Origin of the sequence: Blastococcus goldschmidtiae (genome assembly GCF_031845325.1) — a bacterium.
Classification (GTDB): domain Bacteria; phylum Actinomycetota; class Actinomycetes; order Mycobacteriales; family Geodermatophilaceae; genus Blastococcus; species Blastococcus goldschmidtiae.
Window position 1 is genome coordinate 104,674 of sequence record NZ_JAVREI010000011.1, and the last position, 14,760, is coordinate 119,433.

Annotated in this window: 12 protein-coding genes; 3 read left to right on the top strand and 9 right to left on the bottom strand. The window is 73.1% G+C overall.

Annotated features, from left to right (window positions below):
- The first annotated feature begins 60 nt into the window (after positions 1-60).
- Positions 61-387, top strand: a complete 327-nt coding sequence (locus RM425_RS15265; protein WP_311346070.1) for a putative quinol monooxygenase — start codon at positions 61-63, stop codon at positions 385-387.
- Between the two features lie 4 nt (positions 388-391).
- Here RM425_RS15265 and cimA read toward each other — a convergent pair whose 3' ends face one another.
- Entirely contained in the window at positions 392-1,984 is a 1,593-nt protein-coding gene (gene cimA / locus RM425_RS15270) for a citramalate synthase (protein ID WP_311346071.1), read from the bottom strand.
- 178 nt (positions 1,985-2,162) lie between these two features.
- Between cimA and RM425_RS15275 the strand changes: the two genes are divergently transcribed.
- Positions 2,163-2,504 carry a hypothetical protein gene (locus RM425_RS15275; RefSeq protein WP_311346072.1) on the top strand — a complete coding sequence of 114 codons (342 nt, stop codon included), beginning with the start codon at positions 2,163-2,165 and terminating at the stop codon, positions 2,502-2,504.
- Positions 2,505-2,510: 6 nt separating this feature from the next.
- Here the strand turns inward: RM425_RS15275 and RM425_RS15280 are convergent, their stop codons facing one another.
- From RM425_RS15280 to serA, 3 genes are read right to left on the bottom strand one after another with little or no spacing between them, the layout of a single operon-like run.
- Positions 2,511-2,990, bottom strand: coding sequence for a hypothetical protein (locus tag RM425_RS15280; protein ID WP_311346073.1), 480 nt, complete (start codon positions 2,988-2,990; stop codon positions 2,511-2,513).
- A gap of 37 nt (positions 2,991-3,027) precedes the next feature.
- Positions 3,028-4,050, bottom strand: a complete 1,023-nt coding sequence (locus RM425_RS15285) for a 3-isopropylmalate dehydrogenase (RefSeq protein ID WP_311346074.1) — start codon at positions 4,048-4,050, stop codon at positions 3,028-3,030.
- 16 nt (positions 4,051-4,066) lie between these two features.
- Entirely contained in the window at positions 4,067-5,680 is a 1,614-nt protein-coding gene (gene serA / locus RM425_RS15290) for a phosphoglycerate dehydrogenase (RefSeq protein WP_311346075.1), read from the bottom strand.
- A gap of 151 nt (positions 5,681-5,831) precedes the next feature.
- Here serA and RM425_RS15295 point away from each other — a divergent pair, with 151 nt between their 5' ends.
- Positions 5,832-6,392: a DUF805 domain-containing protein gene (locus tag RM425_RS15295; protein WP_311346076.1), complete on the top strand. Its 561-nt coding sequence runs from the start codon at positions 5,832-5,834 to the stop codon at positions 6,390-6,392.
- Positions 6,393-6,454: 62 nt separating this feature from the next.
- Here RM425_RS15295 and ilvC read toward each other — a convergent pair whose 3' ends face one another.
- From ilvC to ilvD, 5 genes are all read right to left on the bottom strand, one after another.
- Entirely contained in the window at positions 6,455-7,480 is a 1,026-nt protein-coding gene (gene ilvC / locus RM425_RS15300; RefSeq protein WP_311346077.1) for a ketol-acid reductoisomerase, read from the bottom strand.
- 42 nt (positions 7,481-7,522) lie between these two features.
- On the bottom strand, positions 7,523-8,050 hold the full coding sequence (gene ilvN / locus RM425_RS15305) for an acetolactate synthase small subunit (protein WP_091765226.1): 528 nt from the start codon (positions 8,048-8,050) through the stop codon (positions 7,523-7,525).
- Positions 8,050-9,918 carry an acetolactate synthase large subunit gene (locus RM425_RS15310; protein WP_311346078.1) on the bottom strand — a complete coding sequence of 623 codons (1,869 nt, stop codon included), beginning with the start codon at positions 9,916-9,918 and terminating at the stop codon, positions 8,050-8,052. Before RM425_RS15310 ends, ilvN begins: the two co-directional genes overlap by 1 nt.
- Positions 9,919-10,269: 351 nt before the next feature.
- A complete protein-coding gene (locus tag RM425_RS15315; protein WP_311346079.1) occupies positions 10,270-12,900 on the bottom strand; it encodes a putative bifunctional diguanylate cyclase/phosphodiesterase in 2,631 nt (876 codons plus the stop codon).
- An 87-nt stretch (positions 12,901-12,987) separates the two neighbouring features.
- Positions 12,988-14,712, bottom strand: coding sequence for a dihydroxy-acid dehydratase (gene ilvD, locus RM425_RS15320; RefSeq protein ID WP_311346080.1), 1,725 nt, complete (start codon positions 14,710-14,712; stop codon positions 12,988-12,990).
- Positions 14,713-14,760 lie beyond the last annotated feature (48 nt).

The following is a 14,760-nucleotide window of genomic DNA, read 5'->3' on the forward strand; positions in this document are numbered from 1 at the left end:
GGGAGGACGCCGCTGCGCGGGGGGATGCAGCGCTCCGGTCCGGAGGGCGAGGATGTCGTGGTGATCCTCATCGTCGTGAAGTTCCCCGTCCGTCCCGAGCGCGCCGACGAGTGGACCGCGCTGGCCGCCGACTACGCCCGCTCGGTGAACGCCGAGGAGGGCTCGCTGTTCTTCGAGTGGTCGCGCAGCCTCGAGGAGCCGGGGACCTTCGTCTGCGTCGAGGGCTTCCGCGACTCCGAGGCCGGCGCGGCCCACGTCGGCACGGAGGCGTTCAAGCGCTTCGTCGAGCAGGCGCCGGATCTCGTCGCCGCGCAGCCGCAGATCATCTACGTCGACGCCCCCGACGTATCCGGCTGGGGCCCGATGGGCGAGATCCAGCCGCGCTGAGCGCTCAGCCGGCCGAGGCGGGACGGCGCAGGACGGCGTAGGTGAGCGCATCGACCAGCGCGTGCCACGAGGCCTCGACGATGTTGGCGTGGACCCCGACCGTGGTCCACTCCCCCACCCCGTCGGTGGTGTCGATGAGCACCCGCGTGGTCGCGCTCGTGCCGCCGCGCCAGCCCAGGATGCGGACCTTGTAGTCGGCCAGGGCGACGTCGGCCAGCTGCGGATGGCGGTTCACCAGCGCCTGCCGCAGCGCGTTGTCCAGGGCGTTGACCGGCCCGTTCCCCTCGGCGGTGCTGATGACCCGCTCGCCGTCGACGTGCACCTTGACCGTCGCCTCGCTGACCACGACGCCGTTGCCCCAGTGCTCGACGGAGGTCTTGTAGCTCTCCAGCTCGAACAGCGGCGCGGGGGCGTCGGGCAGCTGGCCGCGCAGCAGCAGCTCGAAGGAGGCGTCGGCCGCCTCGAACGACCACCCGTCGGCCTCGAGCACCTTGACCCGGTCCACCACCCGTCCGATGGCCTCGGACTGACCGGTGAGGTCGACGCCCAGCTCGCGGCCCTTGAGCTCCACCGACGCCCGGCCGGCCATCTCGGTGACCAGGATGCGCATGTCGTTGCCGACGACGGCGGGGTCGAGGTGGTTGTAGAGCTCCGGGCTCACCTTGATGGCGCTGGCGTGCAGGCCGGCCTTGTGCGCGAACGCCGAGGCCCCGACGAAGGGCTGGTGCTCGTCGGGTGCGATGTTGGCCAGCTCCGCGATCGCATGGCTGACCCGCTGCAGCTCGGGCAGGCACTCGGCCGGCACCACGGGCAGCCCCATCTTGGTGACCAGGTTCCCGATGAGCGCGAACGTGTCGGCGTTGCCGGCCCGCTCGCCGTAGCCGTTGGCGGTCCCCTGCACGTGGGTGACGCCGGCCTCGACGGCGGCGAGGGTGTTGGCCACCGCGCAGCCGGTGTCGTCCTGGCAGTGGATGCCGAGCTTCCCGCTCACCCGCGCCCGCACGTCGGCCACGACCCGCCCCACGCCCATGGGCAGCATGCCGCCGTTGGTGTCGCAGAGGACCCCGACCTCGGCTCCGGCGTCGAACGCCGCCTGCAGCACCCGCACCCCGTAGTCGCGGTCGGCGGCGTAGCCGTCGAAGAAGTGCTCGCAGTCGAGGAACACCCGCCGGCCGCGGGACACGAAGAAGGCGACGGTGTCGCCGACCATCGCGAGGTTCTCCTCCAGCGTCGTCCTCAGCGCCTCGCGGACGTGCCGGACGTCGGACTTGGCGACCAGGCACACGACCGGCGTCTCGGCGTCCAGCAGCGCGCGCACCTGGGCGTCGTCCTCCACCCGCACCCCGGCCTTGCGGGTGGACCCGAAGGCCACCAGCAGGGCGTGCCGCAGCTTGAGCTCGGTGCGGGCGCGGGAGAAGAACTCCGTGTCCTTGGGCAGCGCCCCGGGCCAGCCGCCCTCGATGAACCCGACCCCGATCTCGTCCAGCAGCCGGGCGACGGCGAGCTTGTCCGCCACGGAGTAGCTGACGCCCTCGCGCTGGGCGCCGTCGCGCAGCGTCGTGTCGAAGACGTGGAAGTCGGTCTCGCTGGTGGTCACGGTCTCTCCCGGGAGGTGCTGCCGGCCCGAACACGAAAAAGACCCCCCGGGTACGGGAGGTCTGCGCGCAGTCGAGGAGGGGACTGCGCGCTAGATGATGATGATCGTGCCGGTGGCGTACATCGCCGACGAGTAAAGCACGCGCCGTCGCCCGCCTGCCCTGGCAGGCTGCCGCACCGTGATGCCGACCGACTGGACGCCCGTGCGCCGCGCCGACGGCGAGCAGGTGGGCTGGCTGGCCCCGGACGGCGGCAGCGGCCGGGTGCTGCCGCTGCTGCTCACCGGCACGCAGCTCGCGCCGGCCGGCGCCGAGGCCGAGGCTGCGGACCTGCTGCCGCCGGGACTCCTTCCGGCCGGCGAACCGGGCCAGGACTGGGTCTGGCAGCCGGTGGTGCTGGTCGAGTCCTGCCCCACCGGCTGCACGGTCCGCCCGGAGTGGCCCGCGCCGGGTGAGACCGGCCGCGCCGTCCTGCCCGTGCCGGTCGGCGACCTGCTGCGCGAGCAACCGCCGGAGGGCTGAACCCCGCTACGGCCGGTCGAGGACCCGCGCGCGCAGCCGGTTGCTGAACTCGACGGCGTACGGCAGGCCCCGGAGGTCCTCGGGCCCGGCATCGACGCCCTGCACGCGCAACAGCTCGGCCAGCCACGACCAGGGGTGGTCCTCGCCGGTGTCCTCGGCGTCATCGGGGAGCACGGTGTTCAGGACGTCGTCGGTCAGCTGGTCGAGCGTCAGGCCCGCCCACGGGTCGGGACCCCCGCCGATCGTGAAACCGCGCTCGGCGTGCAGCCGTATCCGCCGTCCGTCGGAGAGGTCGGCGAACTCGGCCACCCGGAAGGAGACCGCCCGAGGGTCCAGGACCAGGACCTCGGGAACGGGCACGTACGGCGCCCAGCCGACCGTGGCGGGGGCGTCGGCCGGCGGGGCCTGCGCGAGCAGCTCCGCCCGGGCCTCCTGCTCCGTCAGCAGGTCGCACTCCGCGCCGAGAGCGACCACCCGCTGCTGCACAACGGAACCGTAGCGCCGGGCAGCCGCGCCCGGCGGCTCAGCCGGACGCGAGCGCGGCGAGCCGGTCGCCGACCTGGGCCGTGCGGATCTGCTGCTGCGGGTCCCGCGTCGAGAGGTCGAAGGCGACGGCGGCGTTGACCTTCCTCGCCTGCTCGGAGCGCCCGAGGTGCTCCAGCAGCAACCCGACCGACAGCACCGTGGCGGTCGGGTCGGCGATGCCCTGGCCGGCGATGTCGGGAGCCGAGCCGTGCACCGGCTCGAACATGCTCGGGTTCGTGCCCGAGGCGTCGAGGTTGCCGCTGGCGGCCAGCCCGATGCCACCGGTCACGGCGGCGGCGATGTCGGTGACGATGTCGCCGAACAGGTTGTCGGTGACGATCACGTCGTAGCGGGCCGGGTCGGTGATGAAGAACATCGAGGCGGCGTCGACGTGCTGGTAGGCCACGGTGACGTCCGGGAACTCCGAGGAGAGCTCCTCCACGATCCGCGACCACAGGCCACCGGCGTGGGTGAGCACGTTGGTCTTGTGGATCAGCGTCAGGTGCTTGCGCGGCCGCGCGACCGCCCGCTCGAAGGCGTAGCGGACCACGCGCTCGACGCCGAAGGCGGTGTTGAGGCTGACCTCGGTCGCGACCTCCTGCGGGGTGTCCTTGCGGAGCACGCCGCCGTTGCCGACGTAGGGGCCCTCGGTGCCCTCGCGGACGCACAGCATGTCGATGGGGCCCTCGGCCGCGAGCGGCCCCCGGACGCCGTCGAACAGCCGGGCCGGCCGCAGGTTCACGTGGTGGTCGAGCTCGAAGCGCAGCCGCAGCAGCAGGCCGCGCTCCAGGATGCCCGGCGGCACGCTGGGGTCGCCGATGGCGCCGAGCAGGATCGCGTCGTGGCCGCGCAACTCGTCGAGCACCGTGTCGGGCAGGAGCTCACCGGTGCGCTGCCACCGGGCCGCCCCCAGGTCGTAGGGCGTCGTCTCGAGGTCGGGGGCGACCTCGCGGAGGACCTTGAGCCCCTCCGCCACGACCTCGGGGCCGATGCCGTCTCCGGAAATCACTGCCAGGCGCATGAGGATCGACCCTAGGTCAGAGGGTGTCGAGGTCCGCGGCGCGGGCCTCCCGGGCGCCGATGCGGCCGGCGATGTCCTCGAGCAGCTCGGGGCTGACCGGGCTGTCCACGGTCACCGCCATGAGCGCTTCGCCGCCCTCGGTGGTCCGGCTGACCTGCGCGCCGGCGATGTTGATCCCGGCCTCTCCCAGTGCCGCGCCCACGGCGCCGACGACGCCCGGGCGGTCGGCGTAGGTGAAGAACAGCAGCCGGCCGGAGGCGGCCAGGTCGATCTCGAAACCGGCCACCTCGGTGAGGCGCGGGACCTGGTTCTTGCCGTAGAGCGTGCCGGAGACCGTGACCTGGCGGCCGTCGGCCATGGCGCCGCACACGGTGACCAGGTTGCGGTAGGTCGGGCTCTCCGGGTCGCTGCTCAGCGCCACCTCGAGGCCGCGCTGCTCGGCGAACAGCGGCGCGTTGACGTAGGTGACCTGCTCCTCGATCACGTCGGAGAAGACACCCTTGAGCACGGCGAGCTGCAGGACCGCGACGTCGAACTCAGCGAGCTTGCCGCGCACGTCGACGGTGACCGACTGGGCCAGGCCGCCGGCCACGGCGGTGAAGACCCGGCCGAGCTTCTCCGCCAGCGGGAGGCCCGGGCGCACGTCCTCCGAGACGACGCCGCCGGCCTGGACGTTCACCGCGTCGGGCACGAACTCGCCCTGCAGCGCCAGCCGCACCGAGCGCGCCACTGCGGTGCCGGCCTTGTCCTGGGCCTCGGTGGTGGAGGCGCCCAGGTGCGGGGTGACGACGGTGTTCGGCAGCCCGAACAGCGGGCTGTCGGTGCAGGGCTCCGTCGCGTAGACGTCGAGGCCGGCGGCACCGACCTGACCCGACCGCAGGGCGTCGGCCAGCGCCGCCTCGTCGACCAGCCCGCCGCGCGCGGCGTTCACGATGATCACGCCGCGCTTGGTCATGGCCAGCTGCTCGGCCCCGATCAGGCCCAGGGTCTCGGGAGTCTTGGGGAGGTGGATGGAGATGAAGTCCGACTCGCGCAGCAGCTCCTCCAGCGAGACCAGGCGGACACCGAGCTGGGCGGCGCGACCGGGCTGGATGTAGGGGTCGTAGGCGATGAGCTCGACGCCGAAGGCCGCCAGCCGCTGGGCGAACAGCACGCCGATCCGGCCGAGGCCGACGACGCCGACGGTCTTCTCGGTGACCTCGACGCCCATGAACGTCGACCGCTTCCACTGGCCCTCGCGCAGGGTCGCGTCGGCGGCGGGGATCTGGCGGGCGGCGGCGAGCAGCAGGGCGACGGCGTGCTCGGCGGCGCTGACGATGTTCGACGTCGGCGCGTTGACGACCATCACGCCGCGCTCCGTGGCGGCGGCGACGTCGACGTTGTCCAGGCCGATGCCGGCCCGGGCCACGACCTTGAGGTTCGACGCGGCTGCCAGGGCCTCGGCGTCGATCCGGGTGGCGCTGCGGATCATCACCGCGGCCGCGTCGGCGAGTGCGGGCAGCAGCGCGGACCGGTCGGCCCCGTCGACGTGCCGGATCTCGACGTCGGTCCCGAGCACCTCGAGCACGCTCGGGGCCAGCTCCTCGGCGATCAGGACGACGGGCGCGGTCCCCGGCACGGTGGCTGTCACGGGAAAACAGCCTAGGGAGCAGGCCCTTTGGCCACACGAGCGGGTTGCGGTTCGGCGACGACGCCCGTGCCGCTCGCTCCGGCGCCCTAGACTCCGCGCGCCAGTGCTCCGCCGACTCGGTGGGGCCCCCTGACCACAAGGATGATGCCTCGTGACCAACCCACCCGGCAGCGGGTCGAACCTGCCTCCCGAGGACCAGCCCGGCTGGGGCACCCCTCCCGCGCAGCCCGGCTACGGCCAGCAGCCGGCCTACGGTCAGCAGCCCGGCTACGGCCAGCCCTACCCGTCGGCCCCCGGCTACGACGCCCCGGCCGCCGCCACCCCGATGATGGACATCGGCACGGCGGTGCGCAGCGTCCTGACGCAGTACGCCGTCTTCACCGGCCGGGCCCGCCGCTCGGAGTTCTGGTGGTTCGTCCTGGCCTCGTTCCTCGCCTCGATCGTCACGTCGGTCATCGACGTTGCAATCGGGAGCGAGGTGTACGCCGGCACGGGCATCTTCAGCCTGCTGCTCTCCCTCGCCCTGCTGATCCCGAGCCTGGCGGTCGGCGCGCGGCGGCTGCACGACACGGGCAAGTCCGGCTGGTGGCAGCTGATCTGGCTGACTGGCATCGGCATCATCGTGCTGATCGTGCTCTGGGCCCTGGACGGGCACCCCGGCCCCAACCAGCACGGCCCATCGCCGAAGTACCAGGCGGCCGGCGGCTACTGACCCCAGCACAGCGAACGGGCCCCGTCACCGCGAGGTGACGGGGCCCGTTCCGTGTGCGCGGGTCAGCGCGCGGCGGTGCCGGTGTAGTCGTCGGAGGCCGACACCCAGCTCATGAGGCCGCGCAGCTTGCGCCCGGTCTCCTCGATGGGGTGCGCCTCGGCGGCGGCGCGCTTGGCCTTGAAGTCCGGGGCGCCGGCGTCCTGGTCGGCGATGAAGGCCGCGGCCCACGAGCCGTCCTGGATGGCGGTGAGGACGTCCTTCATGGAGTCCTTGACGCGGGCGTCGATGACCTTCGGGCCGGAGGTGTAGTCGCCGTACTCGGCGGTGTCGGACACCGACCAGCGCTGCTTGGCGATGCCGCCCTCGTACATGAGGTCGACGATCAGCTTCAACTCGTGCAGGCACTCGAAGTAGGCGACCTCGGGCTGGTAGCCGGCCTCGGTGAGGGTCTCGAACCCGGCGGCGATCAGCGCGCTCGCGCCACCGCAGAGCACGGCCTGCTCACCGAAGAGGTCGGTCTCGGTCTCCTCGGCGAAGGTCGTCTTGATGACGCCGGCGCGCGAGCCGCCGATGGCCTTGGCGTAGGAGAGCGCGAGGGCCTGGGCGCTGCCGCTGGCGTCCTGCTCGACGGCGATGAGGCAGGGCACGCCCTTGCCGTTCTCGAACTCGCGGCGCACCAGGTGGCCCGGGCCCTTGGGGGCGACCATGGCGACGTCGACGCCGGCCGGGGGCTGGATGTAGCCGAACCGGATGTTGAAGCCGTGGCCGAAGAACAGCGCGTCGCCGTCCTGCAGGTTGGGCTCCACCGACTCGGTGTAGAGGGTCCGCTGCACGTGGTCCGGCGCCAGGATCATGATCAGGTCGGCCTCGGCGGACGCCTCGGCGGGCGTCACCACGCGCAGGCCCTCGGCCTCGGCCTTGGCCCGGCTCTTGCTGCCCTCGGGCAGGCCGACGCGGACGTCGACGCCCGAGTCGCGCAGGGACAGCGCGTGCGCGTGCCCCTGGCTGCCGTAACCCAGGACGGCGACGGTGCGCCCCTGGATGATCGAGAGGTCGGCGTCGTCGTCGTAGAAGATCTCGGCAGCCATGCTGTGTGCGGTTCCCTTCGGTTGGTGGTGCGAAATCTCGGGCTAGGCGGTGCGCTCGACCGGGCGCAAGGTACCGGTGCCGGACATGGACCTCGGCCCGCGGCCCAGGGCCACGGTGCCCGACTGGGCCATCTCCTTGATGCCCAGCGGAGCCAGGACGGCCAGCAGCGCCTGCAGCTTGTCCGGGGTGCCGGTGGCCTCGAGCGTCACCGTCTCGGGGTTGACGTCGATGACCCGGGCCCGGAAGAGCTCCGCGGTCTGGAGCACCTGGGTGCGCTCGGCCAGGGGCGCGCGCACCTTGACCAGGAGCAGCTCGCGCTGCACCGCGGCCCCGGTCTCCAGCTCCACGATCTTGATCACCTCGATCAGCTTGTTCAGCTGCTTGGTGATCTGCTCCAGCGGAGACGCCTCGGCGTCCACGACGATCGTCATGCGCGACAGGCCGGGGTTCTCGGTCGGCCCGACGGCGAGCGACTCGATGTTGAAGGCGCGGCGGCTGAACAGCGCCGAGACGCGGGCCAGGACACCGGACTTGTTCTCGACCAGCACGGACAGCGTGTGGCGGGGCATCAGACCTGACCCTCTCCGAAGACGGGCCGCACGTCGCGGGCGGCCAGGATGTCGTCGTTGCTCGCGCCGGCAGCGACCATCGGCCACACCTGGGCGTCGGAGCCGACGATGAAGTCGATGACGACCGGGGCGTCGGTGATCGCCATGGCCTTCTCGATCACGGCGTCGACGTCGTCCTTGCTCTCGCACCGCAGGCCCACGCATCCCAGCGCTTCGGCCAGCGTCACGAAGTCGGGGATGCGCACCGGCTTGGGCGTCCCGTCCGGATTCTGCGCGTGCAGCTTGGTGCTGGAGTAGCGGCCCTCGTAGAACAGGGTCTGCCACTGCCGGACCATGCCGAGGTTGCCGTTGTTGATGACGGCGACCTTGATCGGGATGCCCTCGATGGCGCAGGTGGCCAGCTCCTGGTTGGTCATCTGGAAGCAGCCGTCGCCGTCGATGGCCCACACGGTGGTGTCCGGACAGCCCTGCTTGGCGCCCATCGCCGCGGGGACGGCGTAGCCCATCGTCCCGAGCCCGCCGCTGTTGAGCCAGGTGCCGGGCTTCTCGTACTTGATGAACTGCGCCGCCCACATCTGGTGCTGGCCCACGCCGGAGGTGTAGATGGCGTCGGGGCCGGCGATCGCGCCGAGCCGCTCGATGACGTACTGCGGCGACAGCGCGCCGTCCTCGGGCTCGTCGTAGCCCAGCGGGTACCGGTCGCGCCAGTCGTCGAGCTGCTCCCACCAGTCGGCCAGGTCGGGGGTCCGCCCGGCCTCGTGCTCGGCCCGCAGCGCGGTGACCAGCTGGCCGATCGTCTCCTTGGCGTCGCCCACGATCGGCACGTCGGCCTTGCGGTTCTTGCCGATCTCGGCGGGGTCGATGTCGGCGTGCACGACCAGGGCGTCGGGCGCGAAGGTCGCCAGCTGACCGGTCACCCGGTCGTCGAAGCGGGCGCCGAGGGCGACGAGGACGTCGGACTTCTGCAGCGCGGTCACCGCGGCGACGGTGCCGTGCATGCCCGGCATGCCCAGGTGCTGGGGGCTGCTGTCGGGGAACGCACCGCGGGCCATCAGCGTGGTGACCACCGGGGCCCCGGTGAGGGCGGCCAGCTCGGCCAGCTCCTCGGTGGCGCCGGCCTTGAGCACGCCGCCGCCCACGTAGAGCACCGGGCGGCGGGCCGCGGCGATCATCGCGGCGGCCTCGCGCACCTGCTTGCCGTGCGGCCGGGTGGTGGGCCGGTAGCCGGGCAGGTCCATCCGCGGCGGCCAGGCGAAGTCCGTCGTCGCCTGCAGGACGTCCTTGGGGACGTCGACCAGAACCGGGCCGGGACGTCCGGTGGAGGCCAGGTGGAATGCCTCGGCGATCCGCTGCGGGATGTCGGCCGCGTCGGTGACCAGGAAGTTGTGCTTCGTGATCGGCATCGTGATGCCGCGGATGTCGGCCTCCTGGAAGGCGTCGGTGCCGATCGAGCCGCTGGGCACCTGGCCGGTGATGGCCACGATCGGGACCGAGTCCATGTAGGCGTCGGCCAGCGGGGTGACCAGGTTCGTCGCGCCCGGGCCGGAGGTGGCCATGCAGACGCCGACGCGGCCGGTGGCCTGGGCGTAGCCCGTGGCCGCGTGACCGGCGCCCTGCTCGTGGCGCACGAGCACGTGGCGCACCTTCGAGTCGAACAGGGGGTCGTAGAGCGGCAGGATCGCGCCGCCCGGGATGCCGAAGACGACGTCGACGCCCATGGCCTCCAGGGAGCGGACGAGGCTCTGCGCCCCGGTGATGCCCGCGGCCGGCTCGACCGCGGCCTCCTCGAGGGAGCGGGCCGTGGTCTCGACGCCGGTGAGGGCGGCGGCGGCCTCGCGGGTGGCGGACTCGCTCTGGCTGGTGGTCATCTCGGCGTCTCTCCTGGGCCGTGCGGGACGAGTGCGGGTGCCGGCGGGTCGTCGACAGCTGTCGGGCAACAAAAAACCCCTCGTGCCACAGGCACGGAGGGGTCAGCGCGTCGGTCGCGGGAAACGACCGGCGCGCTAGGGAACTACGAGGAGGCTGCGGTGGCAGCCGTCGACGAGCAGGCAGGCGTGGGGCACCTGCACACTGTGCGCCCCGATCGGCCCGGTCGTCAACCGACGTGTCCCACTGGGTGGACTCGCGTGTCCATTTCCGCTGCATCCACGGTCGGCACGAGCAGCACGCGGCGCCGCGGCCGGTCCGCACCCGGCACCGCGGTCACCGCGCGCTGCTCGTCAGCGGGAGCCGACCAGGCCGGGCCACGCCGGACTCGCCGCGTCGGAGAGCAGCGCCATCAGCTGCTCCAGCGGCATCGGCCGGGCCAGCAGGAAGCCCTGCGCGAAGTGGCAGCCGAAGCCGCTCAGGACGGCCAGCTGCGCGGAGGTCTCCACGCCCTCGGCCACGACCGCCATGCCCAGTGCCCGCCCGATGCCGACGATCGACTCGCAGAGCGCGCGGGTCTTGGGGTCCCGGTCGATCCGCGACACGAAGGTCCGGTCGAGCTTGACCATGTCGATGGGCAGCTTGGTCAGGTGGGTGAGCATGGAGGAGTCGCCACCGAAGCCGGCCAGGGCCACGTGCACGCCCATGAGCCGCAGCGTGGAGACGTCGAGCCCGTCGCGCTCCTCGCTGGAGGTCACGGTGCCGTCGCCGATCTCGAGCACCAGCCGCTCGGGGGCGAGCCCCGAGGCGCGCAGCGCGGCCTCCACGTCGGCGACCATCGCGCCGGTGGCGACGTACCCGGCGGGCGCGTCGATCCCGATGCGCACGTCGGCGGCCGACTCGGGCATGGCGGCGCCGGCGCGAGCCGCCTCCTCGAGGGCGAACCGCTGCAGCTCACCGATCAGGCCGGACTGCTCGGCCAGCGGAAGGAACTCCGCCGGCGGGACCTCCCCCAGGGTCGGGTGGCGCCAGCGCAGCAACGCCTCCACCCCGGCCACGCTCTGGTCGGTGAGGGACACCACGGGCTGGAACAGGAGGAACAGCTCACCGCGGGCACGCGCCGAACGGAGATCCTCGCGCAGCTGCTCGCGGCGCGCGGCCGCCTCACCCAGAGCGGGCCGGTAGGACTGCGCCATGCCGGCACCGGCATCGCTCGCCGCGCGCAGGGCCAGGTCGGTCCGGGCGAGGACGTCCTCGACGGCGAGACCGGCCTCGAGCTCGACCAGGCCCACGCAGGCGCTGAGGTCCACGATGCCGGCGGCGGTCAGGATCGGCTGTTCGACGACCGAGAGGATCCGGTCGGCCAGCTGGTCGGCATCGGCGCCGCGGCCCGTGGCCACCACGGCGAAGGCCCCGCCACCCAGACGCGCCACGACGTCCTCTCCACGCACCGTGGCCCGCAGCCGGCGGCCGACCTCGGCCACCACCGCGCTGACCACGTCACGGCCGGCGTGCTGCCGGGCCGCCAGGATGCCGTCGAGCTCGACCATCAGCAGGGTGCCGCGCTCCTCGTCGACCGCCGGCGAGGCCAGCCGCTCCTCGAGGAGCCGCAGCATGCCGGCGCGGTTGGGCAGCCCGGTCATCGGATCGGTGTAGGCGACGCTCTGCAGCGAGCGCTCGCGGGCCTGCCGCTCGGTCATGTCCCGGCACTGCACGACGACGGCACCGACGTCGGGGTCACCGCGGAGGTCGGCGATGCCGGCCTCCAGGCAGCGCCACACCCCGTCGGCGTCGCGCAGCCGCAGGCCCACGAGGGCGGGTGCCTCCGCGTCGGCCGACAGCACGTCGGCGACGGCCGCCAGGTCCTCGGGGTGCACGGCGTCCAGCAGGGGGCGGCCGACGAGCTGCCCTGCGGCTGGCCCGAGGGCCCGTTCCAGGGCCGGGGAGGCCCAGGTGACCCGCAGGGCGTCGTCGAGGATCACGACGGCGTCGACACCGGAGTGGACCAGCGACCGGAAGTAGGCCTCGCTGCGCCGCAGCCGTGCCGTGAGGTGGTGCTCCTGGCACGCGGTGGTCCAGCGGTGCACCACGGCGAGCAGGACCGCGAGGAGGAGCCCGACCCAGGTGAGCAGGTCCAGCTGCGAGCCGAGCAGCCGGACCACGCCCGCGGCCGCGACGGCCACGAGCAGGGCGCCCATCGGCAGCAGCTGGCCCACGTCCACGGAGCGGCGCAGACCGCTCGCGGACGGCGCCGACGTGCTCCAGCCGGGGTCGAGCAGGACGGCGAGGGCGAGCAGGAGCAGCCCGCCCACGACCAGGAAGCGGGCGATCGCGCTGGAGGCGACGCTGTCCGAGAGCACGGCGGAGGTGCCCAGCCCGCGGCCGCTGGTGAGCAGCGCCGTACCGGCCAGGAGCACGACGGCCATGCGCCGGCGGGCCGGCTCGACGACGCCGAGCAGGAGGAGAGCGGCGGTCATGGTCGCCGAGGTGACGACGACGGCGGCGCCGAGGACGACCTGCTCGGGCAGGTCCATCCCGGACCAGGCGCCGACCGGGCCGGTGACGAGCAGCCGGACCGCGACGAGGCAGGAGGTCAGGAAGAGCGCGACCTCCGTGGCCGCGCGGCGTCCGCAGAGCAGGCGGGACCGGCCGGCCAGCCCGAGCAGCGCCACGATGGCGATCACGTAGCCGGGCACCGTCGGCACCCAGCGGACGACCACCCTGTCCAGCGCATCGGCGGCGTCGACCACGGACGCCAGGAAGGCGCCGAGCACCGGGAACAGCGGCGCGATCGCGAACAACCGCCAGGCCGGTGGCCGGCCCGGGCGGCGGCTTGCGACCCAGAGGACGGCCGACGTGATCAGGCCGACGAGGACGACGGCGACGTCGCCCAGGTCACGGAAGGCAGGCGTCGTGGCGGCGGCAGCGCAGGCGAAGAACGCCGGCGCGGCCACCGCGAGCAACCACCAACGGCGCAGGTCCACATCAGCTGTCTCGGCACCGAACGGGGCCCGGCCAAGCCGTGCGGGGCGGACCTCACCCCTTGGGAGGGGGGTGGTCCACCCCCTCGATCAGCCGCAGATCGCGCCCTGGGCGGCCGATCCGACGAGCTTGGCGTACTTCCCGAGCACCCCGGTGGTGTAGCGCGGGGGCAGCGGCTCCCAGCCCTCGGCCCGGCGGGCCAGCTCGTCGGCGTCGACCAGCAGGTCGAGCGTGCGGGTGGTCAGGTCCAGCCGGATCCGGTCGCCGTCGCGGACGAAGGCGATCGGGCCGCCGTCGGTCGCCTCGGGCGCCACGTGCCCGATGCACAGGCCGGTCGTGCCGCCGGAGAAGCGGCCGTCGGTCAGCAGGAGCACGTCCTTGCCGAGGCCGGCGCCCTTGATCGCGCCGGTGACGGCGAGCATCTCGCGCATGCCCGGTCCGCCGCGTGGTCCCTCGTACCGGATGACGACGACGTCGCCGGGCTTCAGGGTGCCCTCGGTGACGGCGTCCATGGCGCCCTGCTCGCCGTCGAAGACCCGGGCGGTGCCCTCGAAGGTCTCCGAGTCGAAACCGGCCGACTTCACGACCGCGCCCTCGGGGGCCAGCGAGCCGCGGAGGACCGAGAGCCCCCCGGTCCGGTGGATCGGGTCGCTCATCGCGTGGATGATCGCGCCGTCGGGGTCCGGCGGGGCGATCTCGGCCAGGTTCTCGGCCATCGTCTTCCCGGTCACGGTGAGCACGTCGCCGTGCAGGAGCCCGGCGTCGAGCAGCGCGCGAAGCACGACCGGGACGCCGCCGATGCGGTCGACGTCGGTCATGACGAACCGGCCGAACGGCTTCACGTCGGCCAGCAGCGGGGTGCGGTCGCCGATCCGGTTGAAGTCCTCGAGCTCGAGGTCGACCTGCGCCTCGTGCGCGATGGCCATGAGGTGCAGGACGGCGTTGGTCGAGCCGCCCAGCGCCATGACGACGGTGATCGCGTTCTCGAACGCCTTCTTCGTCATGATCTGCCGCGCCGTGATGCCCTGGCGCAGCAGGTTCACGACCGCCTCGCCCGAGGCGACCGCGTAGTCGTCGCGGCGGCTGTCGGGGGCCGGCGGGGCGGCGCTCCCGGGCAGCGCCATGCCGAGGGCCTCGGCGACGCTGGCCATCGTGTTGGCGGTGTACATGCCGCCGCACGACCCCTGCCCCGGGCAGGCGGCCTTCTCGATGGCGACCAGCTCGTCGCGGGTGATGAGGCCGCGGGCGCACGCCCCGACGGCCTCGAACACGTCGATGATCGTGAGGTCGCGGTCGCCGAGCTTGCCGGGCATCGTCGAGCCGGAGTAGAGGAAGACGCTGGCCAGGTCGAGCCTCGCTGCGGCCATGAGCATGCCGGGGAGCGACTTGTCGCAGCCGGCGAGCAGCACCGAGCCGTCCAGCCGCTCGGCGAACATGACGGTCTCGACGGAGTCGGCGATGACCTCGCGGGAGACGAGCGAGGCGCGCATCCCCTCGTGGCCCATGGAGATGCCGTCGGAGACCGAGATGGTGCCGAACTCCATGGGGAAGCCACCGGCGGCGCGGACGCCGTCCTTGGCGCGCTTGGCCAGCCGGTCCAGCGAGAGGTTGCACGGGGTGATCTCGTTCCAGGACGAGGCGACGCCGATCTGCGGCTTGACCATGTCCTCGTCGCCCATGCCGACGGCGCGGAGCATGGCGCGGGCGGGCGCCTTGGCGTCGCCGTCGGTCACCTCGTAGCTGCGCGGCTTCATCGGGCTGCGCGTCGCGCTGGCGGAGTCGTTGCCTGGGATGAGGTCCTCGCCGATCGTCACGGTTCGGAATGCTAGGCCCGACGGGCGACATCCCCGAGGCTGCGGTGG

Excerpts from the sequence above, each read along its gene's own strand:
- RM425_RS15285 (WP_311346074.1), bottom strand. The coding sequence starts at position 4,050 with ATGCGCCTGGCAGTGATTTCCGGAGACGGCATCGGCCCCGAGGTCGTG.
- ilvC (WP_311346077.1), bottom strand. The coding sequence starts at position 7,480 with ATGGCTGCCGAGATCTTCTACGACGACGACGCCGACCTCTCGATCATC.
- ilvN (WP_091765226.1), bottom strand. The coding sequence starts at position 8,050 with ATGCCCCGCCACACGCTGTCCGTGCTGGTCGAGAACAAGTCCGGTGTC.
- RM425_RS15310 (WP_311346078.1), bottom strand. The coding sequence starts at position 9,918 with ATGACCACCAGCCAGAGCGAGTCCGCCACCCGCGAGGCCGCCGCCGCC.